We start from the raw sequence: 23,982 nt of genomic DNA on the forward strand, positions 1-23,982 counted from the left end.
TCGAAGCGGGTACCAGTGGGTGACAGGTGCCGGTCGTGGCGGAGGTGGTGGGATGGGGTCCGGTGGGTTGGTCGCCGCCGCCGCGTTGGCCGGTGTGGTTGCCGCTGGTGCCGGTGGGCTCGCGGCGCCTGGCGATCCGGACGAGATCTGGCGCGACACCGGGCTCCGGGTGGTCGACAGGGCGACCCGCGCTGACGACGAGTGCGTTTCCCACTCGTTCGGGCAGGTGCAGGAGTTGTTGAAGGCCGTGCCTTGCGTGGCCCTCGACCGGATGCTGTTCACCCTCACGGACGACAAGGGTGGGACGGCGGTCGTGTTCGTCGCCTGGGTCGAGTTCGACGACCGCGACCAGGCCCGCGAGTTCAAGCGGCTCGAGGACGTCCACGGCACCGGTGACCTCACGCCGCTGTCCGGTTCCCTCCTCCAGGTCGCCGACGTCCCGTTCACCGCGCACAACTACGACTCCGCGGTGCTCGACGGCGTCACGGTGGTGATCGCGGAGGTGGAGAACGTCGCCGGTGGGTTCACCTCCGCGTACCTGGACGACATCGCGGGCGTTGCGGTGCTCACACCCCGCCCCTGATCCGTTTCCCGTCCGTCAACGCCCCGAACAGGGGATACTCCGCACGCACGGGCTCGTGCCCGGCCGCCGTCGGACCCGGGATCCGATCGGTGCGCGCGTGATCGGCAGAATGGGCGGGGATGGAGGTGCGAGTGATCCGGTGGGGCGTGCTGGTCGGCATGGTGGTGGCGCTGGTGGCCGCCCTCGCCGCCGCGCCCGGCGAGCAGGGCGCGGTGATCCGGCCCGTGGCCGAGTGCGCGGACCTGGTGCGCGACTTCGAGCTCCCCGGCACGCGTGCGCACGTGACGCAGGCGGAAGCGGTGGGGGAGGGCCAGGAGGCGGCGCACTGCTCCGTGCTCGGGTACGTCGAGCCGGAGGTCCGGTTCCACCTGAAGCTGCCGATCACGACCTACACCGGCCGTTACCTCCAGTACGGCTGCGGCGGGTTCTGCGGAGAGCTCGTGTCGCCCTCGTTCCCCGACTGCGGACCGGAGGTCGGCGGCGTCGCGGTGGCCGCCACGGACGACGGGCACGTCGGTCGCGGCACGGTCAGGTCGGCCGACGGCAGGCCCGCCGCCGCCAACCAGGCGGCCCGCGACGACTTCGCCTTCCGCGCGCCGCACGTGGTCTCGATGGCCGCCAAGCGGGTCATCGAGGACTTCTACGGCGACCCGCCCTCGTTCTCCTACTTCGCCGGCTGCTCCAACGGCGGCCGGGAAGGGCTGCTGCTGGCCCAGCGCTACCCGCACGACTTCGACGGCGTCATCGCCGGCGCGCCCGCGAACTACCAGAGCCCGCTGGTGCTCTACCAGGCGTGGCTGGCCCGCACGAACACCGGCGCGGACGGCCTGCCGGTGCTCACCGCCGACCTGCTGCCCGTGCTGCACGACGCCGTCATGAAGCACTGCGACCGCATCGACGGCCTGGTGGACGACCAGATCGAGGACCCGCGCCGGTGCGACTACGACCCCGCGCCGTTGCTGTGCCCGGCGGCCGGCGGCAAGTGCCTCACGCCCGAGCAGCTCGACGTGGTGCGCAAGCTGTACGCGGGTCCGAAGGACGCCCGCGGCAAGCGGCTCTACCCGGCCGGGCAGGAACGCGGCTCCGAGCGGGCCTGGGTGGACTGGATCACCCCGACCACCAGCCCCCGCGCCGCCACGTTCTCCGCGCTGCTCGCGGACAACTTCCTCAAGCACATGGGCTTCCCGGTCGGCTCGCCGGGCTCGTCGCTGGCCGACGTCGAGTTCACCGCCGAGGAGTTCGCCCGGCTCAACGTCGAGGGCGTGCGCGGCAACGCGATGAGCCTCGACCTGGACGAGTTCCGCGCGGCGGGCGGCAAGCTGATCCTCTGGCACGGCTGGAGCGACCAGGGCGTTCCGCCGCGCGCCCTGCTCGACTACTACGAACGGCTGGCGCAGCGTGACGAGGACGTCCGCTCCTGGGCCAGGGTGTTCATGGTCCCCGGCATGTACCACTGCGGCGGCGGCAGCACGCTGAGCGGTTTCGACCCGATCCGCGAGCTGCTGGCGTGGGTGGAGCAGGGCACCGCGCCCGAGCGCGTCATCGCCACCGGCCGGGCGGGCGACGCGGTCCGCACCCGGCCGGTGTTCCCGTACCCGCTGACCGCCCGCTACGACGGCACCGGCAGCGTCGACGACGCGGCGAACTTCGTGGCCGCCCCTCCGGCGGAGCCCACCCGGGACGCGGTCGACTGGGTGGGTGCCTACCTGTACGAAAAGCCTGGTCCGGCCGCTCCCTGACGTCCCGGCGGCCAAACAATCCGGACGTCCGGGTTTTGAAACCGCACGATCGGGCTACCCCGGACCGCGTCGAGTGGTCGGCGCCGACCAGGGACGGCGGGGGCGGGGACGGTGGTGCGGGATGGACTGGGAATTCGATGACGACAGCGCGGTGCGCGCGGTGCTGGCCTACGTCTCGGACGTGACGCGGGCGCTCGGTCTCAGCGGCGAGTGCTCGTGCGTGCAGTCCGACGGTTCCCGCCTGGGCGCCTACCTCGCGCTCGACGGCCACCTGCCCGGCTTCGCCGACCGCGACGTGGCGCTGCTGTGGGACGAGGACCGCGGCTGGTCGGTCGCGGTGGAGACCGACAGCGCCGAGCCGCCGTTCGTGCTGGCCAGGCTGCGCGGCCCGGTCCGGCCGGAACCCGCCGTCGTGGCACGCTGGGTGGACGGGCTCGGCCTCGTGCTGGGCGACGGCGAGCTGCTGGCCGCGAGCTAGGGCAGCACCGGCCCGCCGAGGGTGGCCTGGGCCTCGTCGAGGAGCGTCCGAACGCCCTGGAAGAAGCTGCTGGCGCGGTGCAGCGCCGTGTGGAACTGCTCGGCCTTCTCGTCCGACGCGCTGGTGAACACCAGCATCTCGGTCAGCTCCAACCGCCGGTTCACCGACGCGACCGCCGTGCGCCACCGGTGCAGCAGGTCGATCAGCTCGGCGTCGCGGTGCGGGCTCAGCGCGCCGGACGACAGCGCGGAGTCCACCGCCGACTGCACCAGCCTCGGGTACACCCGCCGCCCGCGTGAGCTCGACGCGCTGAACGCCTCGCCGTCGAGCGTCTCCCGGTTGCGGGCCATCTCCAGCCGGATCGACTCGATCGCCTGGTTGCGCTGCTCGCGCTGCGAGGCCCACCGCTCGGCGAAGATGCCGGTGATGCCCGCGAGCAGCGCCAACGAGTTCACCGCCGGTTCCCACCGCTCGCCCGGCGGCGACACGACGAACCAGCTCACGCCCAGCGCCATCGCCACCGCGAGCGCGCCGAACGTGAGGGCCGTGATCGCGATCCGGGTCATCGGGGGTCAGTTCCCCCAGATGACGTCGGCCACGTTGTCGTCCGTCCTCGGCGCGGGCACGGGCTCGCCGGGCGCGAGCAGCAGCAGGTCCATGCCGAAGCCCTGCGACGAGCGCGGCACGCCGAAGTCGGAGTGCGTGCCGGTGACCTTGCGCATCCCGGCCTCGCGCACGATCCCGTCCAACGCCTTCCGCGCGTACTTGCGGGTCAGGTAGAGGCGGATGGTGTCCCGGTCGGGGAACGGCACCCGGTTGCGGTCGGGCAGCATCATCATGATGTCGCCGCCGGTCTGGTTCTGGTAGACGACCTTCACCGCCAACGCCCGGTCGCCCTCGACCGCGCCCCGGAACTGCACCGCGTCCACGTTGATCGTCAGGTCGGTGTTGTGCAGCAGCGAGCTGGTCACGAACTCGCGGTAGGCGCGGCTGCGCGCGTACTCCTCGACCGCGTCCTGCGCCAGGTCGTCGTTCAACGCCTCGGTGGTGGCGACCTCCAGCAGGAACAGGTCCTGCGGCCGGACCAGCGCGGTGAGGTTCGCGAGCAGCTCGTCGTCGTGGTCGAAGTTCGCCAGCGTGTTGCCCAGCAGCGAGTACAGCACCGGCTCGTCGCCGACCAGCCGGTGGATCAGCTCGCGCAGCTCGGCCAGGTTGTCGCGGAGGGAGAAGTCGAGCTGCACCGGCACCACCCGGTGCCCGCGCAGGCCGACGCGGTGCGTGGCCTCCTGCGTGCCGAGCCGCAGCATCTCCGAGCTCATGTCGACCGGCACGTAGAGCAGGCCGGGGTTGCGCTCCAGCAGGTGCTCCAGGACCAGCCGGTCCTTGTGCCCGGTGCCGACGCCGAAGCTGACGTGGTGGAAGCCCTCGCCGATCCGGCCGCGCACCCGGCCCCAGCGGCGGGTGAACGAGTCCAGGCTCTGCTTCATCACCAGGTAGAACGGGTCGGCGCAGGCGTGCGCCCAGGCGATCGTCGGCCCGATGCCCCAGTAGGCGTAGCCGGAGGCGATCTGCTTGCCGTCGCCGCTGGTCGACGGCTTGCCGAGCAGGTCGCTGGTCAGCGCGGCCAGCTTGTCGCGCTGGTCCTCGCCGACGAGCACCAGCGACCAGGCGAAGTCCGACTCGTCGATGGCCCTGGCCAGGTCGCCGACCAGCCGCCCGTCGCTCGCCGTCACTCGGCCTCCTCCGCTGTGGGTCCGCACGGTGAGCCTACCGATCACCACCGACAGTCACGTGCTTTTCGCCGCGGCGGGTGCGCGGGCGGTCGCGCGCGGCCCGGACGGCTGTCCGGGACAGCTCCGGACGGCCGGACAGCCTGTGTCCGGGCCGGATCTGTCGCTAGCTTCACTCGCCATGGGGGGCGCGGTGCGGTTGTCGGTCCTGGGTCCGGTCGAGGTGGCGCACGGGGATCGGGTGATCCCGGTGCCGGGCCCGCAGCTCCGGTGCGTGCTGGCGGTGCTGGCTTCGGAAGCCGGTCGCGTGCTGCCGGTGGCGCGGTTGGCGGAGGCGCTGTGGGACGTGCCGCCGCCGACCGCCCGCGGCACGCTCCAGGTGTACGTGTCGAGGCTGCGCAAGCTGCTCGGCGGGCTGGGCGTGGCGCTGGTCGGCACGGGCGGCGGCTACCGGCTCGACGTCGACCCGGCGGACGTCGACCTGCACCGGTTCCGGGAGGGCGTGGCCCGGGCGCGGGCCACGGCGGACGTGGCGGTGCGGCGGCGGCTGCTCGCGACGGCGCTGGGGGAGTGGCGCGGCGCGCCGTTGGCGGACACGGCGGACGGCCCGCTGCGCAACCGCCTGGTGGTCGCGCTGGCCGAGGAGAGGCTGGCCGCGCTGGAGGACCGGCTGGAGGCGGACCTGGAGCTGGGGCGGCACCACGACGTGGTCGGCGACCTGACCGCGCTGGCCGCCGAGCACCCCGGCCGGGAACGCGTGGCCGGCGCCCTGATGCTCGCCCTGCACCGCTGCGGGCGGCGGGTGGAGGCGCTGGAGGTCTACCGGCGGTTGCGCGGGCTGCTGATCGAGCAGGCGGGCGTCGAACCGGGCGCGGACCTGCGCCACCTGCACCAACGGCTGCTGGCCGACGCCGACACCCCGGCCCCCGCCACCACGCCGACACCTCGCCAGCTGCCTCCGGCCGGTGACCTGGTCGCGAGGGAGGGCTACCTGGCCGGGTTGGACGCCCTGCTCGCCTCGCAGGCGGCGGCTCGGGCGGGGGACGGGCCGCTCGCGGCGGTTGCCGGTGGGGCGGCGGTGAGCCCGAGGGCGGGGTCGGGCGCTGGTCCGGTGGTGGGGGAGGGGTTCGCCGGGCCCGTCGTGGTCGCGCTCGTCGGCACGCCCGGTGTCGGCAAGACCGCCCTCGCGCTGCGCTGGGCGCACCGCGTCGCCGAGCGGTTCCCCGACGGGCAGCTCTACGCCGACCTCGGCGGGCACGGGGAAGGCGAGCCGGCGTTGCCGCGGGCCGTGCTGGGCGAGTTCCTGCGCGCGTTGGGCGTGCACCGCGACCACGTGCCGGAGAGCGAAGCCGAGCGCTCGGCGCTGTGCCGGTCCCTGCTCGCCGACCGCCGCGTCCTCCTGGTCCTGGACAACGCCCGCTCCGCCGAGCAGGTCCGGCCGCTGCTGCCCGGCGCGCCCGGCTGCGCCGTCGTGGTCACCAGCCGCGCGGAGCTCGCCGGCCTCGCCGCCCGCGACAACGCGCACCCGGTCGCCGTCGTGCCGCTGTCGGCCGACGACGGCGTGGCGCTGCTGCGCGGTGTGCTCGGCCGACGCGTGGACGTCGAACCGGCCGCCGCCGCACGGTTGGTCGACCTGTGCGGCGGGCTGCCGCTGGCGTTGCGGGTCGTGGCGCACCGGGCCGTGCGCCGACCTTCGGTGACGTTGACCGCGCTGGCCGCGCAGCTGGCCGACGAGACCAGGCGGATCGACCTGCTCTCGCCCCCGGACGACCCGTCCGCCGCGGTGCGCGCCGTCTTCTCCTGGTCCTACCGGGCGCTGACACCCGACGTGGCGCGCGTGTTCCGGCTGCTGGGCGCGTTACCCGGCGCGGACTTCGACGTCGAGGCCGCCGCCGCGGCCACCGGGTCGGACGTCCACCGCCCGCTCGCCGTGCTCGCCTCCGGCCACCTGGTCGAGGAGGTCGGGCTCGACCGCTACCGGCTGCACGACCTGCTGCGCGTGTACGCCGCCGAGTTGGCCGACCCCGACGAGCGCGACGCCGTCGTCGTCCGGGTGCTCGACTGGTACCTGGACCGGGCGGCGGCAGCGGTGGCCGCGGTCGAGACCGACGCGGGCGCCGGCGACCGCGACACCGCCGCGCGGTGGCTGGACGACGAGCGCCGCAACCTCGTCGCGGCCACCCGCCTCGCCGCCGCCTCCGGCCGGCACGAGCACGCCTGGCGCCTGCCGAACGCGTTGTGGCGGCACTGGTTCACCCTCGGCCTGCTGGACGACTGGACCGCCACCCACGAGGTCGCCCTGACGTCCGCGCGCGCCCTCGGCGACATCCGGGCACAGGCCGAGACGCTCAACGCGCTCGGCGTCGCCCACCAGACCTCCCAGCGGCACACCGACGCGGTGGACGCCTACGAGCAGGCGTCGGCGCTGTGGGAAGAACTCGGCGACCACGCGGGCGCGGCGCGGACGTCGACCAACATCGCCGTCGTGCACTACCTGGCCGGGCGCTACCGGGACGCGGTCGAGCAGGGCGAGCGGGCGCTGGCGCTGCGGCTCGGCCAGGACGACGCGTTCGGCGAGGCGGTCGCGCACACCGCGCTCGGCGGCTTCCACCTCCGGCTCGGCGACCCGGTCCGCGCGCTCGACCACGGGCAGCGGGCGCTGACCGTGTTCGAGAAGCTGGCCAACCGGTTCGGCGTCGCCGCCGCCACCCTCAACCTCGGGCACGTGCACCGGCAGGCGGGCGAACCCGACCGCGCGACCGCGCACTACCGCGACGCCCTGGTCCGGTTCCGCGAGCTCGGCGACCAGCGGCACGAGGGCGAGGCGTTGTGCGGGCTGGGCTCGGTGCACCTGGCGCGCGGCGGGCTCAGCCAGGCCCGCGACCACCTCGACGCGGCGTTGGCGGTCGGCGTGGTGGCCGACGACGTGCCGTTGCTCGGCGAGGTCCGGTACCAGCTGGGGCTGCTGCGCCTGGCGACCGGCGAGCCGGAACTGGCGTTGCGGCACTTCGAGCACGCCCGGCGGGCCGGCGGCCGGTACGAGCGGGCGCGCGGGCACCACGGGGTGGCGCGGGCGGAGTGCGCCGCCGGGCGGCACGGCGAGGCGGTGCGGTCGTGGCGCGCGGCGGCGGAGGGGTTCGCCGCGCTCGGCGTGCCGGACCGGGCGGTGCCGGACTGCGCGGTGTGCGCGGCGCGCGTCAGGTCGTGACGCGGGCCGTCACGCCCTCGTCCGGCGGGCGTCGGTCATCGGCAGGTTCCCTTGCACCGCAACGAGAACGGGGCCGCGGGCTGCTGCCCGCGGCCCCGTCGGGGGACTGCTGCCGCGCGTCACCGGGCTACCGGCTCGAGGACGCGGCCCGAGGCGGTCAGGTGCTCCCAGGTCCGGCCGCGCTGGCTGGGCGGCGCTTCGCCGTCCGCCGTGCACGTCGGGTACACCAGGCCGTAGGGGACGGGTTGGTGGAAGAGGTCTCCGCTGCGGATGTCGATCAGGTCCCGCGACTGCGCCATCACGGCCTCCCGTCGCGGAGGGGAGAGGGGGAGGTGCCCATGATCCTGCTCCTCGTCGAACCGGGTGGGGACGCTTCGGATACCCGCTGAGCTGCACTGATAAGCCCGATTCGTTGCGACGTAAGGGTGAAACCGCCGGTGTCGCTCAGTGCTGGTGGTGCGCGACCTCCTGCTCGGCGTCGTCGGCGGGCGGGATGCCGCGGTCGACGTGGTCGGCGTGGAAGAGCGCTTGCGCCAGAAGGGATTTCACGTGGTCGTTGGCGGCCGAGTAGTAGACGAACGTCCCTTCCCGACGGCCCTTCACCAGACCCGCGAGGCGCAGCTTGGCCAGGTGCTGGCTGACCGCGGTCGGCGCGGCGCCCGCCAGCTCGGCGAGGCAGGCGACGGAGGACTCGCCCTGCAACAACGCCCAGAGCACCTTGATCCGGGTCGGGTCGGCGAGCAGGCGGAACGACTCGGCGGCCAGGTGGACCTGCTCGTCGTTGGGCATGTCGAAGTCCGACAACGCGGTGTGCATGGGGGTAAGCCTACTTGGTTGCGTATCTGCGTGACTGCGCAGGTATGCTGCCAACGTCCCAGTCAGAGGTCGACCAGAGGCGGAACGGTGACCGACAGAACGCACGGACATGGCCACGGGCACGGTCACGGCCACGGGCACCGCTCGGCGGACCGCGTGGACAGCGCCCTGGAGAGCAGCAGGCGCGGGATGCGGGCGCTGGTCGTCTCGTTCGTGGCGCTGTTCGCCACGGCGGTCGTCCAGGCGGTGCTGGTGCTGGTCACGGGCTCGGTCGCACTATTGGGCGACACCGTGCACAACTTCGCCGACGCCCTCACGTCCGTGCCGCTGGCCATCGCGTTCGTGCTGGGCCGCCGGGCCGCGTCCCGCCGGTTCACCTACGGCCTCGGTCGCGCGGAAGACCTCGCCGGCGTCGCGATCGTGCTGGTGATCGCCGCCTCGGCGGTGTACGCCGGGTACGAGTCGGTGCGCGGACTGCTCGACCCGCAGCCGGTGCGGCACCTCTGGGTCGTGGCGGCGGCGGGCGTGGTCGGGTTCCTCGGCAACGAACTGGTCGCCCGCTACCGCATGCGCGTCGGCCGGGACATCGGCTCGGCCGCGCTGGTGGCCGACGGCCTGCACGCCCGCACCGACGGCTTCACCTCGCTGGCCGTCGTGCTGGGCGGCGCCGGCGTGGCCCTCGGCTTCCCCGCCGCCGACCCGCTCGTCGGTCTCGGCATGACGGTCGCCATCCTGGTCGTCCTGCGCGACGCGGCCGGCGAGGTCTTCGGCCGGCTGCTCGACGCGGTCGACCCGGCGTCGGTGGACCTGGCCGAACGCGCCGCCGCGCAGGTCGACGGCGTGGTGCGGGCCGACCGGGTGCGGATGCGCTGGACCGGGCACGTGCTGCGGGCGGAGCTGGCGATCGCGGTGGACGCGGGGCTGAGCGTCGAGCAGGGCCACCGCATCGCGCACGAGGTCGAGCACCACCTCAAGCGCGCCGTGCCGCGCCTGACCGCCGTCACCGTGCACACCGAGCCCGCGACGGGTGGGGCCTGACTGCCGCCGGTCGAGGTGGGGACCATATAACCGGCTGAACACCTACCACTAAACCACTTCTGACCAGCAAAAACAAGACTTGTGCGCGCCATCGGGAGCCGTCACCCTTGCCACCATGAGGTGGGGACCTTCTGGTGAACTCAGCACTGTCCTGTGGATCGGCGGCGCGCAGTGGTCGGGCAAGTCGACCGTCGCCTGGCTCTTGTCGCGCCGATTCGGACTGACCGCCTACCACTACGACTTCCACGACGCCCGGGGCCACTACGACCGCGCCCTGGCGCAGGCCGGTCGCTACCCGCACCGGCACGCGTGGCAGACCCTCCAGGCGCACGACCCCGACACGACGTGGGTGCGGCCGTCGCCGCAGGAGATGGCCGAGCACAGCAAGCACAGCCACGCCGAGCGCTTCGGCATGGTGCTCGACGACCTGCGCGCCCTGTCCAGCGGCCGTCCGCTCGTCGCCGAGGGGTGGGGCCTGCGGCCGGAGCTCGTCGCGCCGCTGCTCGCCGACCCGCGCCAGGCCGTGTTCCTGGTGCCGACCGAGGCGTTCCGGCAACGGCAGCTGCGCGAACTGCCCAGGGCCGCCAAGGTGTCGGTCGCGGTGAGCGACCCGGAACGGGCGCAGGCCAACCGCCTCGAACGGGACCGCCTCCTGGCCGAGGACGTGGTCGACCGGGCGCGGGAGCACGGCCTGCGGGTGATCGAGGTCGACGGCCGGCTCAGCGTCGGCGGCCTGACCACCGTCGTGGCCGAGCACTTCGCCCCCTGGTTGGGCTGATCGGCTCCGTCATCGACCCCGCCGCCCGCGCGGCGGGGTCCACGGCGGCTACCCGAACACGAGTGCGGCCCACGGCACGATCACCAAGACCACCACGACGAACGTGATCAGCACCGCGATCCACACCAGGGTGCGGCGGATCGAGTGCAGGAGCACCACCGCCTCGGTCGTCGCCTGGGCGTGCGCGTCCTCGACCGTCCGGCTGTGGCGGATGCGGTGCAGCGACGCCTTGACCGAGTGGTGCTTCCAGGTGGGTGCGGTGCTGGGCGTGTCGTGCGCCGAGATGTACGGCTGGAACGGGCCGGGTTCCGGCGTGGTCACGACAGGCCTCCTGAAACGGGTCTCGGGTCTCAAGGCAGGGGAGGCATCTCCAGCGCCAGCGTGATCAACGAGTGCACGCGGTTCGCGATGGCCGTCAGCACGCCGTGCGCCTCCGGCGAGGCCGATTCCGCCGCCGTGTGCAACGCGCGCAGGTCCTCGCCGATCCGGTCCAGGATGGGGCCGACGTCGGCCTGCCGCGTGGTGAACGCGGTCGCGATCTCCTCCAGCGGCACGCCCTGCACCTCCAGCCGCCGCACGAGGTGGATGCGCTCCACGTCACCGGGCCCGTAGAGCCGGTAGTTGCCCGCCGTGCGCCGCGCGGGGGAGAGCAGCCCCAGGCTCGTGTAGTAGTCGACGGTGCGGATGCTGACGCCGGCGCGCGCGGCCAGCTCGCCGATCTTGAGCAGCACCTCCGCCACCGCTCACCTCCCGCGCACGTGACCTCGACCGATTCCACCCAAACCATACAGTGTCACGTGCTAGTGTGAGGTATGTCCGATGAAGGCTGCAGTAACCGGCCGGGTCAGGCCCGGCTGAACGACTCCGCGCCATGTTGATCCTCGCCGGCACGCTGGCGATCGTGCTGCTCACCACCGCCACCGGTTACTTCGTGGCCCAGGAGTTCGCCTACCTGGCCGTGGACCGGGGCCGCCTGCGCCAGCAGGCCGAGGACGGCGACAAGGCCGCCGACCGCGCCTACCGCGTCACGCAACGCCTCTCCTTCATGCTCTCCGGCGCCCAGTTCGGCATCACGGTGACCGCGCTGCTCGCCGGTTACGTCGCCGAACCCCTGTTGGGCGAGGGCCTGGCCGCCGTCCTCGGCGAGGAGAGCACGGGCCTGTCGCCCGCGTTGACCGTGCCGCTGTCGATGGCCGTCGCGCTCACGTTCGCGACCGCGGTCCAGATGGTGCTCGGCGAGCTGTTCCCCAAGAACCTCGCCATCGCGAAACCGGACGCCCTCGCCAAGGCGCTGAGCGCGTCCACCCTGGCCTACCTCAAGGTCACCGGCCCGGTGATCAGGCTGTTCGACGCGGCGGCGAACCGGCTGCTGCGCGCGGTCGGCATCGAGCCGGTCGAGGAGCTGCCGCAGGGCGCCACCCCGGACGACCTCAGGCAGATCATCGGCGAGGCGCAGGCGCTGGGCCACCTCGACCCGGAGCTGTCCCGCCTGCTCGACCGCGGCCTCGACTTCCGCGGCCTCGCCGCCGACCAGGCCATGACGCCGCGCGTCTCGGTGCGCGCCGTCCGCGCCGACGAGCCGGTGACGCGCGTGGTCGAGCTGCTGGACACCGGCCACTCCCGCTTCCCCGTCGTCGGCGACGGGCTGGACGACCTGCGCGGCGTGGTCGGGTTGGCCGAGGTGCTGACCGTCGCGCCCGAGGACCGCGCCACCACACCGGTGGGTGAGATCGCGTCACCCGCTCTGGTGGTGCCGTCGACGTTGCCGCTGCCCGCCGTGCTGGAACGGCTCCGCCTCGAACGCCGCCAGCTGGCGTGCGTGGTGGACGAGTTCGGCGGCTTCGCGGGCGTGGTGTCGTTGGAGGACCTGGCCGAGGAGCTGGTCGGCGAGATCCACGACGAGGACGACGTGGTGCGCGACACCGTGGAGCGGCGCGCCGACGGGTGGGAGGTGCCGGGCCGGCTGCGGATCGACGAGATCGCCGACGCCACCGGCATCGAGCTGCCCGCGCACGACAGCTACGACACGGTCTCCGGCCTGGTGCTGCACCGGCTCGGCCGGACGCCCGACGTGGGCGACGAGGTGGCGACCGGCGCCGTCCGCGTGCGGGTCACGGCCGTGGCGCGGCACGTGCCCAGCCGGGTCCTGCTCACCACGGGGGTGCCGCGATGAGCACCACCTGGTCGTTGCTCCTGTCGGTGTTCCTGTTGGCGGCCAACGCGTTCTTCGTCGCCGCCGAGTTCGCCCTGATGGCGGCGAAGCGGCACCGCCTGGAGGAAGCCGCCGAGACGAGCCGCGCGGCGCGCGCCGCGTTGGCGGGCGTGCGGGAGCTGTCGCTGATGCTCGCCGGCGCGCAGCTCGGCATCACGCTGTGCACGCTGGGGTTGGGCGCGTTGGCGAAGCCCGCCGTGGCGGACCTGCTCGACCCGCTGCTGCTCGCGGTCGGCCTGCCGGCCGGCGTGTCGTACGCGGTCTCGTTCACGATCAGCCTGGTGCTGGTGGTGTTCCTGCACATGGTGCTCGGCGAGATGGCGCCGAAGTCGTGGGCGATCAGCCACCCCGAGCGGTCGGCGCTGCTGCTGGCGATGCCGTTCCGGGTGTTCGCGCACGCCGTGCGCCGGCTGCTGAGCGGCCTGAACACCACCACGAACGCGTTGCTGCTCCTGGTGAAGGTGCAGCCGAAGGACGAGCTGACCCGCGAGCACCACCCCGACGACGTGCGGATGCTCGTGCGGCAGTCCGCCGAGCACGGCCTGATCCCGGAGGGCCAGCGGCGGCTGCTGACCCGGATGCTCCAGCTCCAGCAGACCACCGTGGCGCAGGTGATGGTGCCGGTGGAGCACACCGTCACCGTCGCCGAGCACCTCGGCGCGCGGGCGATCGAGGACCGCAGCCGCGCGTGCGGGCGCTCGCGGTTCCCGGTGACCGACGCCGACGGGCGGTTCGTCGGCCTGGTGCACATCCGCGAGGCCGTGCGGGCGACCGCCGCCGGCGCCGACACCCCGGCCCGCGACCTGATGACGACGCCGTTGACGTTGCCCGCCGAACTGCCGGTCGCCGGCGCGGTGACGAGGATGCGCGCGGAGCGGGCGCAGCTGGCGCTGGTGGCCGACGCGGAGGGCCGCGTCGTCGGCATCGCCGCGCTCGAAGACCTCCTCGAAGAGCTGATCGGCGACTTCGAGGACGAGACCGACCAACCGAACTGACCACGCCCCGGAGGGACATCACCCCATGTTCAAGCGGATGCTCAGCGCCTTCGGCGTCGGCGGACCGTCCGTCGACACCGTCCTCGACACGCCGCACGCCCAGCCCGGCCAGGTGATCACCGGGCAGGTGCGCATCCAGGGCGGCAGCAACGACGCCCGGATCGACCGGATCGTGCTGTCCCTCGTCACCCGGGTCGAGGTGGAGCACGGCGACCACGAGTACGGCGGCGTCTCCGAGTTCCTGCGCCTGGACGTGGCGCAGGACGTGCGGGTCTCGGCCGGTCAGCTGGTGGCGGTGCCGTTCCAGCTGCCGCTGCCGTGGGAGACCCCGATCACGGCGGTCGGCGGCCAGCCGCTGCCCGGCGTGACGGTGGGCGTGCGGACCGAGCTGGTGATCTCCGGCGCGCCCGACAAGGGCGACCTGGACCCGGTGCTGGTCGGGCCGCTGCCGTCGCAGGACCGGGTGCTCGACGCGTTCGGGCAGCTCGGCTTCCAGTTCCGCTCCGCCGACGTCGAGGCCGGCCGGATCCACGGCGTGCACCAGGAACTCGGCTTCTACCAGGAGATCGAGTTCTTCCCGCCGGCGCAGTTCGCGGGCCGGGTGAACCAGGTGGAGCTCACCTTCGTGACCAGCCCGCACGAGCTCGTCGTGGTGCTGGAGGCGGACAAGCGGGGCGGCGTGTTCTCCTCCGGCTCGGACGCCTTCGGCCGGTTCCACGCCTCGCACGCCGACGCGGTGAACACCGACTGGGCGGGCGCGATCGGCCAGTGGATGGCGCAGATCGCCGAACGCGGCGGCCACGCCGCCTACGGCCACCCGGGTCAGCACGGCCACCACGGTCACCACCGCGGGCCGGGCATGGGCGCGGTGGTCGGCGGTGTCGCGGCGGGCGTCGTCGGCGGCATGGTGCTCGGCGAGGTCGTCGACGAGGTGTTCGACGGCGGCGAGGACCTCGGCTTCGAGGAGTAGCTCCGATCGGGTGTGGTGGGGCGGCCTCCCCTCCGCTCCACCACACCGCTCTATCTCGTTCGACCCACGGCCCCCCGCACCGCAGGATGTGCGCATGGTCCCCACGCCGAAACTGGTCGCGCTCCTGGCTGCCCTCGACACCGTCCCCGCCGAGGACGTGCCGGGCTGGGCCGCGCACTGGTTGATCGCGGGGTACGACGGTGACGGCCTGCGCGCGTTGGCCGGGCTCAGCGGCCAGGACCCTGGGGAAGTGCGCGACGTGCTGGCGGGAGCGCTGGCCGACTGCGGCGCGGCGATCCCGCCCGCCGACCTCGCCGCCGCCGCGCTCTCCTGCACCCGCGTCGCGCGGATGTTCGCCGACGGTCGCGCCGGGTCGCGGTGGGTGGCGCAGAAGGCCGCCGAGATCGTGGAGGACCTGCCCGCCGACGTCCGCGCGGCCCTGCCGATGGACCGGCTGACCGACGGGTCCGACGAGGCCGCGGTGTCCCGGGCCTGCGCGGACCAACTCGCCGCCTGGGGCTGATCGTCGGTCGTCCTTTGTGGACCGACGTGGCCCGCCGCGGGTCGGTCGCCTGCGGACCGCCGAAGGTTCGGGCAAAACAGCCGATCGGACGTTGTCGGCACGTTACGCGCACCCTACGGTCGGATCACGTCCGATCGAGGGCAACCCCTTTGGAGGCCTGCGGTGTCGCGGAAACAGGTTGGCGCCGTAATCAGCGCGCTCTTGCTCACCGGCTCCACCTTCCTCGCGGTCCCCGTCACGGCCGGCGCCGTCGACGACCGGCCGACCGCCGTGGTGTCGCTCGGCGACAGCGCGATGTCCGGCGAGGGCGCCGGGTCCTACGAGCCGGGCACCGCCGGCGAGAACGGCAACTGGTGCCACCGCTCCACCCAGGCCATGGTCCACCGCACCCGGTTGGCCGAGCGGACGTTCAACCTCGCGTGCTCCGGCGCGGACTCGGCGAACGTGTCCCTGGCCGACACCGTGCACTACACCGAGGGCTCCCAGGCGCGGCGGCTGATCGACATCGCCCGCCAGTACCGCGTCACCACCGTCGTCGTGCAGGTCGGCGCGAACGACGACGTGCGGTTCGCCGACACGATGGTCGACTGCGTGGCCGCGTGGGTGAACCCGTTCGGCGCGAGCTGCCGGTCCACGTTGGAGCGCGAGTGGCCCGGCCGGCTGGCCGGGATGGCGCCCAAGGTCGAGAACGCGCTGCGCGACGTCCGCACCGCGATGACCCAGGCCGGGTACGCCACCTCCTCCTACAACCTGATCCTCACCTCGTACGCCTCGCCGGTGACCGAGAAGATGGACCGCTACCTGCACGGCCCGCAGGGCTGCCCGCTGCGCCTGGCCGACGCGGGCTACGGCCGCACGACCGCCGTGCCGCAGCTGTCCGAGGCGCTGCGCGGGGTGGCGACCCGGTCGGGCGTGAAGTTCCTCGACTTCTCCCGCGCCACGGAGAACCGCGAGGCGTGCAGCAAGGGCGAGAGCTCCGCGGGCGAGTGGCAGCGCAGGCTGACCGTCGACCCGTACGCGTTGGTCACCGGCGGCCTGGACGCCATCGGCCTGCACCTGGCCCAGCAGTCGTTCCACCCGAACGCCGCCGGCCACGAGCAGCTCGGCCGCTGCCTCACCGAGTTCGTCAACGGCGGCGCGGGCTCGGCCCGGTGCCTCGCCGGCGCCGACGGGAACCTGCACGCCGTCGCGTAGCAGGCCCTGACCACCGGAAACCGCTCTCGCCCCAGCCGGGGTGAGAGCGGTTTCCGCGTCACACGCAACCCCGATGATCCCCCCGGCGTCATATGGGTAAATTGGCGAGACCGGACAGGGGAATCGCTTTGGGGGGACCGGTGTCGAAATCTGCCTTCGTCCGCGTGTGCGGACTGGCCGCGGCGGTACTCGCCGCGGCCTCGTGCACGTCGACCGGAGCCGAGCCGGTCAACCCGGAGCTCGCGCCGCGCGGCACCGTGCAGACCACGGCCACGCCGACCAGGCAGGACCTGACCAACAAGGTCAGCCTGACCGGCAAGGTCACCATGAACCCGCTGTTCGGGATCGTGGCCCCGGTCGCCGGCCAGGTGCGCTACTGGACCGTGGAGGAACCGACCGCCACGCCGACCAGGCCCACCCGGATCGCCACGGTCTGGACGGACGGCAAGCCCACCAACGTCGACGTGCCCGCCGGCTCCACGTTCGGCGGACGCCTGGTCGACGACCGGGCCACCGTCACCGCGGGCATGCCGATCGCCTCGGCGAAGCACGCGGGCTACGGCATCGTCGCGGAGATCGACGGCGAGCAGGCCTACCGGATCTCCGAGGCCGCGCAGGGCACCGTGCAGGCGCAGATCAAGAACGGCCCCGGCCCGTTCCCGTGCACGCTGCTCGGCACGATCGCCGCACTGCCCGTGGGCACCGTGCCCGCGCCGCCGCCCGCGCAGCCCGACCCGGACGACACCGACGCGACCGGCGCCAACACCCCCGCGCCGCCGCCCCAGCAGCAGCCGCGGGAGCCCGACACCTCCTCCGAGCCGACCGGCCTGCGCCTGGTGTGCACCGCGCCCGCCGACGTCAAGATGGTCAACGGCGCCGCCGCCACCCTCGAACTCGTCACCGCGTCCGCGCAGAACGCGCTGGTCGTGCCCGTCGAGGCGGTCGCGGGCGGCCAGGGCAAGGGCAAGGTCGACGTGGTCGGCCCCGACGGCGCCAAGGTGACCACCGACGTCGAGCTCGGCCTCACCGACGGCAAGGTCGTGGAGATCAAGTCGGGCCTGACGGGCGAGGAGACGCTGGCCGTGCCCGGACCGAACCTGCCACCCGGCGAGGCCGCGGGCCAGGTCGAGCCCGGGGCGGGCCGCAAGTGACCACGTCACCCCTGCTCGTGCCGCCACCCGTGGCGTCGCCTCCGTTGATCCACCTCACCGGCCTGACCAAGACCCTCAAGGGCCAGGACGAGCCGCGCACCATCCTCGCGGGCGTCGACCTCACCGTCCACGCGGGCGACAGCGTCGCCATCCTCGGCCGCTCCGGCTCCGGCAAGAGCACCCTGCTCAGCCTGATCGGCCTGTTCGACCGACCCGACGGCGGCCAGTACCTGCTGGGCGACCGCGACATCACGAAGATCCCCGAACGCAAGGCCGCCGCGCTGCGCAGCGCCGAGTTCGGGTTCGTGTTCCAGCGCTTCTTCCTGCTCAAGCACCTCACCGCGGCGCAGAACGTGGCCATGGCGCTGGTCAACGGCCAGGGCTGGCTGCCCAGGCGCAAGCGCAAGGCCAAGGTGCTCGCGGCGCTGGAGCGCGTCGGCATCGGCCACCTGGCCAAGCACAAGCCGCCCCGGCTGTCCGGCGGCGAGCAGCAGCGCGTCGCCATCGCCCGCGCCCTGGTGCGCGAACCGCGGATCCTGCTGGCCGACGAGCCGACCGGCGCCCTGGACACCGAGACCGGCAACCTCGTCGTGGAAGTCCTGCGCCAGGCCACCGACGTCGGCTGCGGGCTCGTGCTCGTCACCCACGACCACGACCACGCGGCGAAGATGGGCCGGGTGCTGCACCTGTCCGACGGCCTGCTGCGCCCGGCCGGGCAGCGGGTGGTCGCGTGATCAGGCTGTCGGGCAGGCTCCGGGCGTCGCTGATCATCGGCGGCCAGGGCATCCGGGCCCGCAAGCTGCGCACGTTCCTGTCGATGGTGAGCCTGTTCCTCGGCGTGCTGGCCGTCGTCGTGGTGCAGGCCGGCGCGGAGATCGCGAACCGGGCCATGCTCGCCGACGTCGAGCTGTACCAGGGCAAGGACGGCACCCGGCAGATGTACCTGTCGCCGGAGGGCCAGGCCGTGCCGGTGGCGTTGGAGGTGCTGAAGGGCCGCACCGACGCCGTCGCCATGACCAGCGCGCGGGCGATCATCGGCGAACCCGGCGTGAAGCCGATCAACGAGGGCGGCGGGCCGATCGACCAGCCCGGCGGCCCCCCGATGACGTGCGACGAGAACGGCTGCCGCCCGCTCGACGACGGCAACGCGACCGCGCCGCAGGGCCAGGCGATCGAGCTGCAACTCGTCGGGCTCACCGGCGACATCCGCCAGTTCCGGCCGTTCCGCCCGGCGCAGGGCCAGTGGCTCGACTTCGGCGGCGCGCCGTCGCTCGCGCCCCGGCTCGTGCTCAACCTCGAGGCGGCGAAGGCCTTCAGCCGCTACCAGGTGCCGGCCGAGATGAGGGTCGACGGCGCGGACGCCAACCCCACGCCGCAGTTCATCGGCGTGGTGGACGACGGCGGCTACCAGCCGACCGCCTACGTGCGGTCCGACGAGCTGCTGAACTGGCTGCCGGTGACCAGCATGAGCGGCGGCGACACGGGCCCCGGCCTGCAGGTGCTCATGACGCCGACGGCGGTCGAGGTCGAGCACGTCCTGCGCGCCAGGCTCGTCGCGGCGGGCACGCCCGAGGACCGCATCCACGTCCAGACGGTGGAGACGCTGAAGCGCATGTCCACCGAGCTGGCGTTGATGCGCTGGATCTTCCTCGGCATGGCGGCGCTGGTGCTCATGATCGGCGTGGCGGGCATCCTCAACGTCGGCCTGGCCACCGTCGGCGAGCGCATCGAGGAGTTCGCGCTGCGCCGGGCCGTCGGCACGCCCCGGCTGTTGCTGGCGGGCATCGTGCTGGCCGAGACGTTGCTGACCGGCCTGCTCACGGCGGCGTTGGCGATCGGCGCGGGCGTGGTCGGGCTCAAGCTCGCGCTCGTGGTGTTCGGCTCGCGGTTCCCGTCGCTGGAGGGCACGGCGTTCCCGTGGCAGGCGGGCGTGGCCGGTGTGGTCGCGGGCCTGGTGGCCGGCATCCTCGGCGGCCTCGTCCCGGCGCTGCGCGCGGCCCGCATCCCGATCTCCACCGTCATGCGGGCGTAGCCGCACCGGTCGTGCGGGGTCAGGGCGCGGCGGTCCACGGCCGCAGGCCGAGCTGTTGCGCCACAACAACCCGGTCACCGCCGACTCGCCACACCAGCAGGAAAGGAAGACGGGGCACGTCACCGATCGTCGCACAATGACGGGAAGTTGCTCGACCGCGCATTCACGAGATATGCTCACGCCCGTGACTGCCGGGTCGGCCTTGAGCCACGAGCGAGAGAGTCACCCGGCCAAGGTTTGACCGCCGGGTGGGCCAGAGGCCCGCCGCACACCGGGGATTCCCGGGTTTCCGCGCACGTAGCCGCGACGCACCCGCACCCCGTTCCCCCCACACACCAGCGCATCGGCGCACTGGCGCGCGCACGCGTGCCACCGCGCGGGACCGTCGTGCCCGCGCGCCTCCACAAAACCTTCACCGAAAACCACGGCGCAATTCACCCGTGGTGATCCGGTCATGCCCAAAATCAGGAGACGAACCGCAGATGGATTTCCACCAGCAGGTGATCGCCGAGTTCCGCGCCAACGCGGGCCACGTCGGAGGTCCCTTCGAAGGAGGCAGGCTCATCCTGCTGACCACCACCGGCGCGCGGACCGGCGCACGCCGCACCCACCCCCTCGGCTACCTGCCGGACGGCGACCGGATCGTCGTCATCGCGTCCGGCGGCGGCTCGCCACGCCACCCCGGCTGGTTCCACAACCTCGTGGCCAACCCGGTGGCGCAGGTGGAGGACGGCGTCTTCACCTACGAGGCCAAGGCGACCGTCCTGACCGGACCGGAGCGCGACGAGCTGTGGGAGCGGGCCGTCGAGTCCGACCCGGGCTGGGCCGAGTACCAGGCCAAGACGTCCCGGCTGATCCCCGTGGTCGCGCTGACCCAGGTCTCCGGCGGCCCGCCGAACGCGACGAGCTGGGGCGCCGCGCTCAAGCTCGTGCACGGCGCGTTCCGCCGGGAGCTCGCCACCATCCGCCGGGAGGTCGCCGCGTCGAAGCCCACGCTCGGCGCGCAGCTCAAGGTCAACTGCCTGACCGCGTGCCAGGGCCTGAGCTTCCACCACACGTCCGAGGACACCGGCATGTTCACGATGCTGCGGGACCGGTACCCGGAACTCGCGCCCACCCTCGACCGGCTCACCGAGGAGCACGAAGCGATCGCCGCCCTGCTGGCACAACTGCGGCAGACCCTCGAACGCGGCGACGCGACGACCCTGCGCGCCGACGTCGACCGGCTGATCGGCGAGCTGGAGGCCCACCTGACCTACGAGGAGGAGCAGTTGATCCCCTTCCTCGACGCCTGACGGAGTCCCCGGCGACTTCGTGACAACCGATCGTCCGCGTGAGGACATGAAGTAAGTGGAACCCCGTGTCTTAGTCTCGCGCGGCAGGGCTTCACCGATGCGGCCAGTCCACGTCAGGTTGAATGCTCATGTTCCCCATCCACCGAGCAAGGAGATGTCCGTGGGTAGAGCAAAGGGCTTGGGGGCCCTGTTCGCCTCGCTGGTCGTCGCGGCGACCGTGGTGAGCGCGACGGGAGGTGCCACCGCCGCGCCCTCGGCACGCGCCACGCTGAACCCGGCGGCGGTCGCGGAGTCCGTGCGGTACCTCGTCGACAACTACGGCGTCAGCGAGCGGGAGGCGCTGCGCCGGCTCGAGCTCCAGCACGAGGCGGTGCGCCTGGACGGCGTGCTGCGCCAGGAGAACGCGGCCGAGTACGGCGGCATGTGGCTCGACCAGGAAACCGGCGAGCTGGTGGTCGCGCTGACCGACCCGGCCGCCGCGAACCGGCTCCTGGCGGACCTGCCCGACCGGGCGCACGTCCGCACGCAGGCCGTGCGGCACTCGTTGGCCGACCTGACCGCCGCCAAGGACCGGATCGCCGCCAAGGTGGGCGCCGGCTCCGAGGCCGTGTACCTGCCCGCGGTCAACGAGCGCGACAACGAGGTCGTCCTGTGGGAGCGCTCGTGGGTCGCGCGGGAGAAGGTCGCGGTGGCCAAGGACGCCGAGGTCGCGCACGAAGGTGACGCGGCACGTCGGGCGGTGGCCGAGGAGTCCGGCGGGACCGGCGTGGCCGTGCGGTCCAAGGTCCTGCCCAAGCCGAACCCGCTCGCGGCCACGTTCCCCGACCAGGGCGCCTGCCACCCGCTCGCGTGCGTCAACTACGGGCCGATGCGCGGCGGCCTGCGGCTGGACATGAAGCGCGACAACGGGACCTGGGGCGGCTGCACGGCCGGCTTCAACCTGCGCTCCACCGGCGGCGGCCACCCGGGCAAGGCCTGGGTGCTGACCGCGGGCCACTGCATGGCGACCAAGACCAACAACACGCCGACGCAGCACAACGGCGTGCCCGTGCTCCAGCAGCACGGCATCGAGAGGAACTCCTACCCGTACGACTACGCGGCGCTGCTGTACGTCGACACCCCGACCCGCAACACCTGGCTGGAGAACCACACCGGCCGCAACCGGGTGCTGAAGTACTGCTTCAACGGTGGGACGGACAGCAACGCCGACACCCCGTGCGGCGTGCAGGAGACGTCGGCGGACGAGTACATCACCGGCACCCACACGCTGGCCGAGGTCAAGGCCGGCTGGGTCGTGTGCGCGACCGGCTCCGCCTCCAACGCGATCGACTCGCCCGGCGCGGTCGACAGCGGAGCGGGCAAGGGCTACAAGCCGGGCACCCGCTGCGGCCGCGTGCTGTCGACCGACGTCGGCATCAACACCGACATCTGCGCCCGCCCGGGTGACAGCGGCGGACCGCTGTTCAGCCAGGTCGACCACACCGCGTTGGGCATCCTGGAAGGCAACCAGCAGTCCCGCACGGGCGCGTGCGTCTCCGGCGAGCTGAACAACTACGTGCCGGTCGAGACCATCCTGACCGACATCCACACCCGCTACGCGAGCCTGCGGTCGACGTTCTCGGTGATCACCACCGCGAACGGCTGACCCGTCCCGCGCCTCGGCCCGCCTCCCTCGACTCGGGGGGAGGCGGGCCGCTCGCGCGGCTGCGCACCGCTCTCGCTCAGTGCCGCCGTCACGCAGTCGTCGCCGTTATGCAGTGGTCGCCGTCATGCAGTCGTGGGCGCGAGCAATCCGGCCACCAGCAGCACGCACACCAACAGGGCCACCAACCCGACCGCGATCACGTAGTGCCGCCACGTGGCCCGGCCGGGCATCCGCCGCAACACGACCCCCACCGCCAGCAACGCCGTCAGCGCGATCGGCAGCAACGCCCGCCACGCCCGGTCGAACGAGAACGGCAGGAACGAGTCCGCGCCGTACAGCGACAGGATCAACGCGGGCAACCCGAGCCCGGCCGCCGCCGCGGCCGCCACCATGTTGAACCGCTGCTGCGCCTCACCATCCTGCGCCACCGCGAACGTCGCCATGCTGCTCAACAACGCCTGCAACCGCGCGACCTCCTCGGCCAACTCGACGTCCATCGCCTCGCAGTGCCGCAACGCCGCCCGATGCGTCTCCGTCCACGGCCGGGTGGAACCCACCACCTCGCCGCGGTTGTGCCGATACGTGTCGACGTCCCACAACGCGATCCCAAGCCCGTCGCGCACCGCTTCGCGGGCGTGGTCACGGGCCCGGCTCAACGCCATCGACAACTCGATCACCTGCGCCAACAACGACCGCAACGCCGTCGACCGCCGCTGCGCCAACAAATCCGCGACCTGCCGCTCCAGTTCGTACCGCAACCCGCGCAACCGCGTCACCTCGTTGCGCGACGCCTCGGCGAACGCCTTCGCCACCGTCACCACCGCCATCCGCGGCTCACCGTCGACCAGGTGCGCGGGCTCCGCCAACGACGCCACCACCTCCGCCTTCAGGCGCCCGACATCCGCCTCCGCCCCACCACTCCCACCTCCAGCCTCCTGCTGCCACCCACCACTCTCCCGCCACACCGCCTGCACCACGAACGCCACCGACGTCCCACCACCGGCCTCCACCACAACCCTCGCCCCACCAACCACAACCCGCCGCTCACCACGCGCACCGATCAACCGAACCAACGGCGGCACGAGCAGGACCTGACCCCCGGCCCGCCGCGACGCCCCACTCCCATTTCCACTCACCACCTCATCCGCAACCACACAAGACACCACCGCCCGCAACCCGTGCCCCTTCTCAACCGGATCACCAGCGAACAACAGCGAGGTCGACGGCATAAGTCGATCTTAGTTCCGCCCCCACCCGCGATCGCCCGAATCGAGGGAACCGGGCGGAACCTGGCACAGCTCGGCCGAACCGGGCCCACACGACGAACCTGCCCACACGACGAACCGGGCCCACGCAACTCGGAGGGCCACGACCGCGACGTGGTGGCTGCGGCGCACTCCCACTCCCGGGGCCCGCGAACCCCGTGCTCCCCGCACCCCGTGCTCCCGCGAGGTCCGCTTTGGCGCCTCGTGACGCTCGGCGGTGCTGGGTGACGCCCGGCGGTGCTGGCACCCTGAGGCTGCTGGCACCCTGACAGTGGTCGTGGTGGGTGTCGTGGCTGTCTCCGTGACAGGCCGCCCGCCGTGCCTTGCCGC

General features: G+C 73.0%; 23 protein-coding genes. 16 read left to right on the plus strand and 7 right to left on the minus strand.

What is annotated here, in order from left to right:
• Nucleotides 1-52 precede the first annotated feature (52 nt).
• The 3 genes from ACZ7GX_RS03130 to ACZ7GX_RS03140 all read left to right on the plus strand — a co-directional run bounded on the left by ACZ7GX_RS03130 (nucleotide 53) and on the right by ACZ7GX_RS03140 (nucleotide 2,800).
• Nucleotides 53-583, plus strand: a complete 531-nt coding sequence (locus tag ACZ7GX_RS03130; protein WP_498772260.1) for a hypothetical protein — start codon at nucleotides 53-55, stop codon at nucleotides 581-583.
• A 119-nt stretch (nucleotides 584-702) separates the two neighbouring features.
• The gene (locus ACZ7GX_RS03135) at nucleotides 703-2,322 is read left to right on the plus strand and encodes a tannase/feruloyl esterase family alpha/beta hydrolase (RefSeq protein WP_498772262.1); all 1,620 of its coding nucleotides are present in this window, start codon (nucleotides 703-705) and stop codon (nucleotides 2,320-2,322) included.
• A 121-nt stretch (nucleotides 2,323-2,443) separates the two neighbouring features.
• On the plus strand, nucleotides 2,444-2,800 hold the full coding sequence (locus tag ACZ7GX_RS03140; RefSeq protein WP_498772264.1) for a DUF6292 family protein: 357 nt from the start codon (nucleotides 2,444-2,446) through the stop codon (nucleotides 2,798-2,800).
• On the opposite strand, the gene ACZ7GX_RS03145 is transcribed toward ACZ7GX_RS03140, so the two are convergent.
• Complete coding sequence (locus ACZ7GX_RS03145; RefSeq protein ID WP_498772266.1) at nucleotides 2,797-3,366, minus strand: hypothetical protein; 570 nt, start codon at nucleotides 3,364-3,366, stop codon at nucleotides 2,797-2,799. The genes ACZ7GX_RS03140 and ACZ7GX_RS03145 overlap by 4 nt on opposite strands.
• A 6-nt stretch (nucleotides 3,367-3,372) precedes the next feature.
• Complete coding sequence (locus ACZ7GX_RS03150; RefSeq protein ID WP_498772268.1) at nucleotides 3,373-4,533, minus strand: L-histidine N(alpha)-methyltransferase; 1,161 nt, start codon at nucleotides 4,531-4,533, stop codon at nucleotides 3,373-3,375.
• A 178-nt stretch (nucleotides 4,534-4,711) separates the two neighbouring features.
• On the opposite strand from ACZ7GX_RS03150, the gene ACZ7GX_RS03155 reads away from it, so the two are divergent.
• A complete protein-coding gene (locus ACZ7GX_RS03155; RefSeq protein ID WP_498772270.1) occupies nucleotides 4,712-7,738 on the plus strand; it encodes an AfsR/SARP family transcriptional regulator in 3,027 nt (1,008 codons plus the stop codon).
• A 119-nt stretch (nucleotides 7,739-7,857) separates the two neighbouring features.
• On the opposite strand, the gene ACZ7GX_RS03160 is transcribed toward ACZ7GX_RS03155, so the two are convergent.
• Both ACZ7GX_RS03160 and ACZ7GX_RS03165 read right to left on the minus strand, forming a co-directional pair.
• Nucleotides 7,858-8,037: a hypothetical protein gene (locus ACZ7GX_RS03160; protein WP_498772272.1), complete on the minus strand. Its 180-nt coding sequence runs from the start codon at nucleotides 8,035-8,037 to the stop codon at nucleotides 7,858-7,860.
• 145 nt (nucleotides 8,038-8,182) lie between these two features.
• Entirely contained in the window at nucleotides 8,183-8,554 is a 372-nt protein-coding gene (locus ACZ7GX_RS03165; protein WP_498772274.1) for an ArsR/SmtB family transcription factor, read from the minus strand.
• A gap of 87 nt (nucleotides 8,555-8,641) precedes the next feature.
• On the opposite strand from ACZ7GX_RS03165, the gene ACZ7GX_RS03170 reads away from it, so the two are divergent.
• Complete coding sequence (locus ACZ7GX_RS03170; RefSeq protein ID WP_498772276.1) at nucleotides 8,642-9,592, plus strand: cation diffusion facilitator family transporter; 951 nt, start codon at nucleotides 8,642-8,644, stop codon at nucleotides 9,590-9,592.
• 115 nt (nucleotides 9,593-9,707) lie between these two features.
• The gene (locus ACZ7GX_RS03175; RefSeq protein ID WP_498772278.1) at nucleotides 9,708-10,370 is read left to right on the plus strand and encodes a hypothetical protein; all 663 of its coding nucleotides are present in this window, start codon (nucleotides 9,708-9,710) and stop codon (nucleotides 10,368-10,370) included.
• Nucleotides 10,371-10,418: 48 nt separating this feature from the next.
• Here ACZ7GX_RS03175 and ACZ7GX_RS03180 read toward each other — a convergent pair whose 3' ends face one another.
• Together ACZ7GX_RS03180 and ACZ7GX_RS03185 are read right to left on the minus strand one after the other, a co-directional pair.
• Nucleotides 10,419-10,691, minus strand: coding sequence for a hypothetical protein (locus ACZ7GX_RS03180; protein ID WP_498772280.1), 273 nt, complete (start codon nucleotides 10,689-10,691; stop codon nucleotides 10,419-10,421).
• Between the two features lie 29 nt (nucleotides 10,692-10,720).
• Nucleotides 10,721-11,110, minus strand: coding sequence for a MerR family transcriptional regulator (locus ACZ7GX_RS03185; protein ID WP_498772282.1), 390 nt, complete (start codon nucleotides 11,108-11,110; stop codon nucleotides 10,721-10,723).
• Nucleotides 11,111-11,241: 131 nt separating this feature from the next.
• On the opposite strand from ACZ7GX_RS03185, the gene ACZ7GX_RS03190 reads away from it, so the two are divergent.
• The 10 genes from ACZ7GX_RS03190 to ACZ7GX_RS03235 all read left to right on the plus strand — a co-directional run bounded on the left by ACZ7GX_RS03190 (nucleotide 11,242) and on the right by ACZ7GX_RS03235 (nucleotide 22,387).
• A complete protein-coding gene (locus ACZ7GX_RS03190) occupies nucleotides 11,242-12,543 on the plus strand; it encodes a hemolysin family protein (protein WP_498772284.1) in 1,302 nt (433 codons plus the stop codon).
• Nucleotides 12,540-13,577, plus strand: coding sequence for a hemolysin family protein (locus ACZ7GX_RS03195; protein ID WP_498772286.1), 1,038 nt, complete (start codon nucleotides 12,540-12,542; stop codon nucleotides 13,575-13,577). The genes ACZ7GX_RS03190 and ACZ7GX_RS03195 overlap by 4 nt, the downstream gene beginning before the upstream one ends.
• A gap of 25 nt (nucleotides 13,578-13,602) precedes the next feature.
• A complete protein-coding gene (locus ACZ7GX_RS03200; protein ID WP_498772288.1) occupies nucleotides 13,603-14,547 on the plus strand; it encodes a sporulation protein in 945 nt (314 codons plus the stop codon).
• 94 nt (nucleotides 14,548-14,641) lie between these two features.
• Nucleotides 14,642-15,070 (plus strand): hypothetical protein, encoded by a 429-nt coding sequence (locus tag ACZ7GX_RS03205; protein ID WP_498772290.1) that lies wholly within the window; start codon nucleotides 14,642-14,644, stop codon nucleotides 15,068-15,070.
• 201 nt (nucleotides 15,071-15,271) lie between these two features.
• Nucleotides 15,272-16,264 carry a GDSL-type esterase/lipase family protein gene (locus ACZ7GX_RS03210; RefSeq protein WP_498772292.1) on the plus strand — a complete coding sequence of 331 codons (993 nt, stop codon included), beginning with the start codon at nucleotides 15,272-15,274 and terminating at the stop codon, nucleotides 16,262-16,264.
• A 140-nt stretch (nucleotides 16,265-16,404) separates the two neighbouring features.
• Nucleotides 16,405-17,415 carry an efflux RND transporter periplasmic adaptor subunit gene (locus tag ACZ7GX_RS03215; protein WP_498772294.1) on the plus strand — a complete coding sequence of 337 codons (1,011 nt, stop codon included), beginning with the start codon at nucleotides 16,405-16,407 and terminating at the stop codon, nucleotides 17,413-17,415.
• Nucleotides 17,412-18,149 (plus strand): ABC transporter ATP-binding protein, encoded by a 738-nt coding sequence (locus ACZ7GX_RS03220; protein WP_498772296.1) that lies wholly within the window; start codon nucleotides 17,412-17,414, stop codon nucleotides 18,147-18,149. The genes ACZ7GX_RS03215 and ACZ7GX_RS03220 overlap by 4 nt, the downstream gene beginning before the upstream one ends.
• Nucleotides 18,146-19,447: an ABC transporter permease gene (locus tag ACZ7GX_RS03225; protein ID WP_498772298.1), complete on the plus strand. Its 1,302-nt coding sequence runs from the start codon at nucleotides 18,146-18,148 to the stop codon at nucleotides 19,445-19,447. Before ACZ7GX_RS03220 ends, ACZ7GX_RS03225 begins: the two co-directional genes overlap by 4 nt.
• A gap of 482 nt (nucleotides 19,448-19,929) precedes the next feature.
• Nucleotides 19,930-20,742, plus strand: coding sequence for a nitroreductase/quinone reductase family protein (locus ACZ7GX_RS03230; protein WP_498772300.1), 813 nt, complete (start codon nucleotides 19,930-19,932; stop codon nucleotides 20,740-20,742).
• Between the two features lie 154 nt (nucleotides 20,743-20,896).
• Nucleotides 20,897-22,387, plus strand: a complete 1,491-nt coding sequence (locus ACZ7GX_RS03235) for a chymotrypsin family serine protease (RefSeq protein ID WP_498772302.1) — start codon at nucleotides 20,897-20,899, stop codon at nucleotides 22,385-22,387.
• A gap of 122 nt (nucleotides 22,388-22,509) precedes the next feature.
• Here ACZ7GX_RS03235 and ACZ7GX_RS03240 read toward each other — a convergent pair whose 3' ends face one another.
• Nucleotides 22,510-23,373 carry a hypothetical protein gene (locus ACZ7GX_RS03240; protein ID WP_498772304.1) on the minus strand — a complete coding sequence of 288 codons (864 nt, stop codon included), beginning with the start codon at nucleotides 23,371-23,373 and terminating at the stop codon, nucleotides 22,510-22,512.
• Nucleotides 23,374-23,982 lie beyond the last annotated feature (609 nt).

The sequence above is a fragment of the Actinosynnema sp. NPDC037264 genome, from assembly GCF_055603705.1.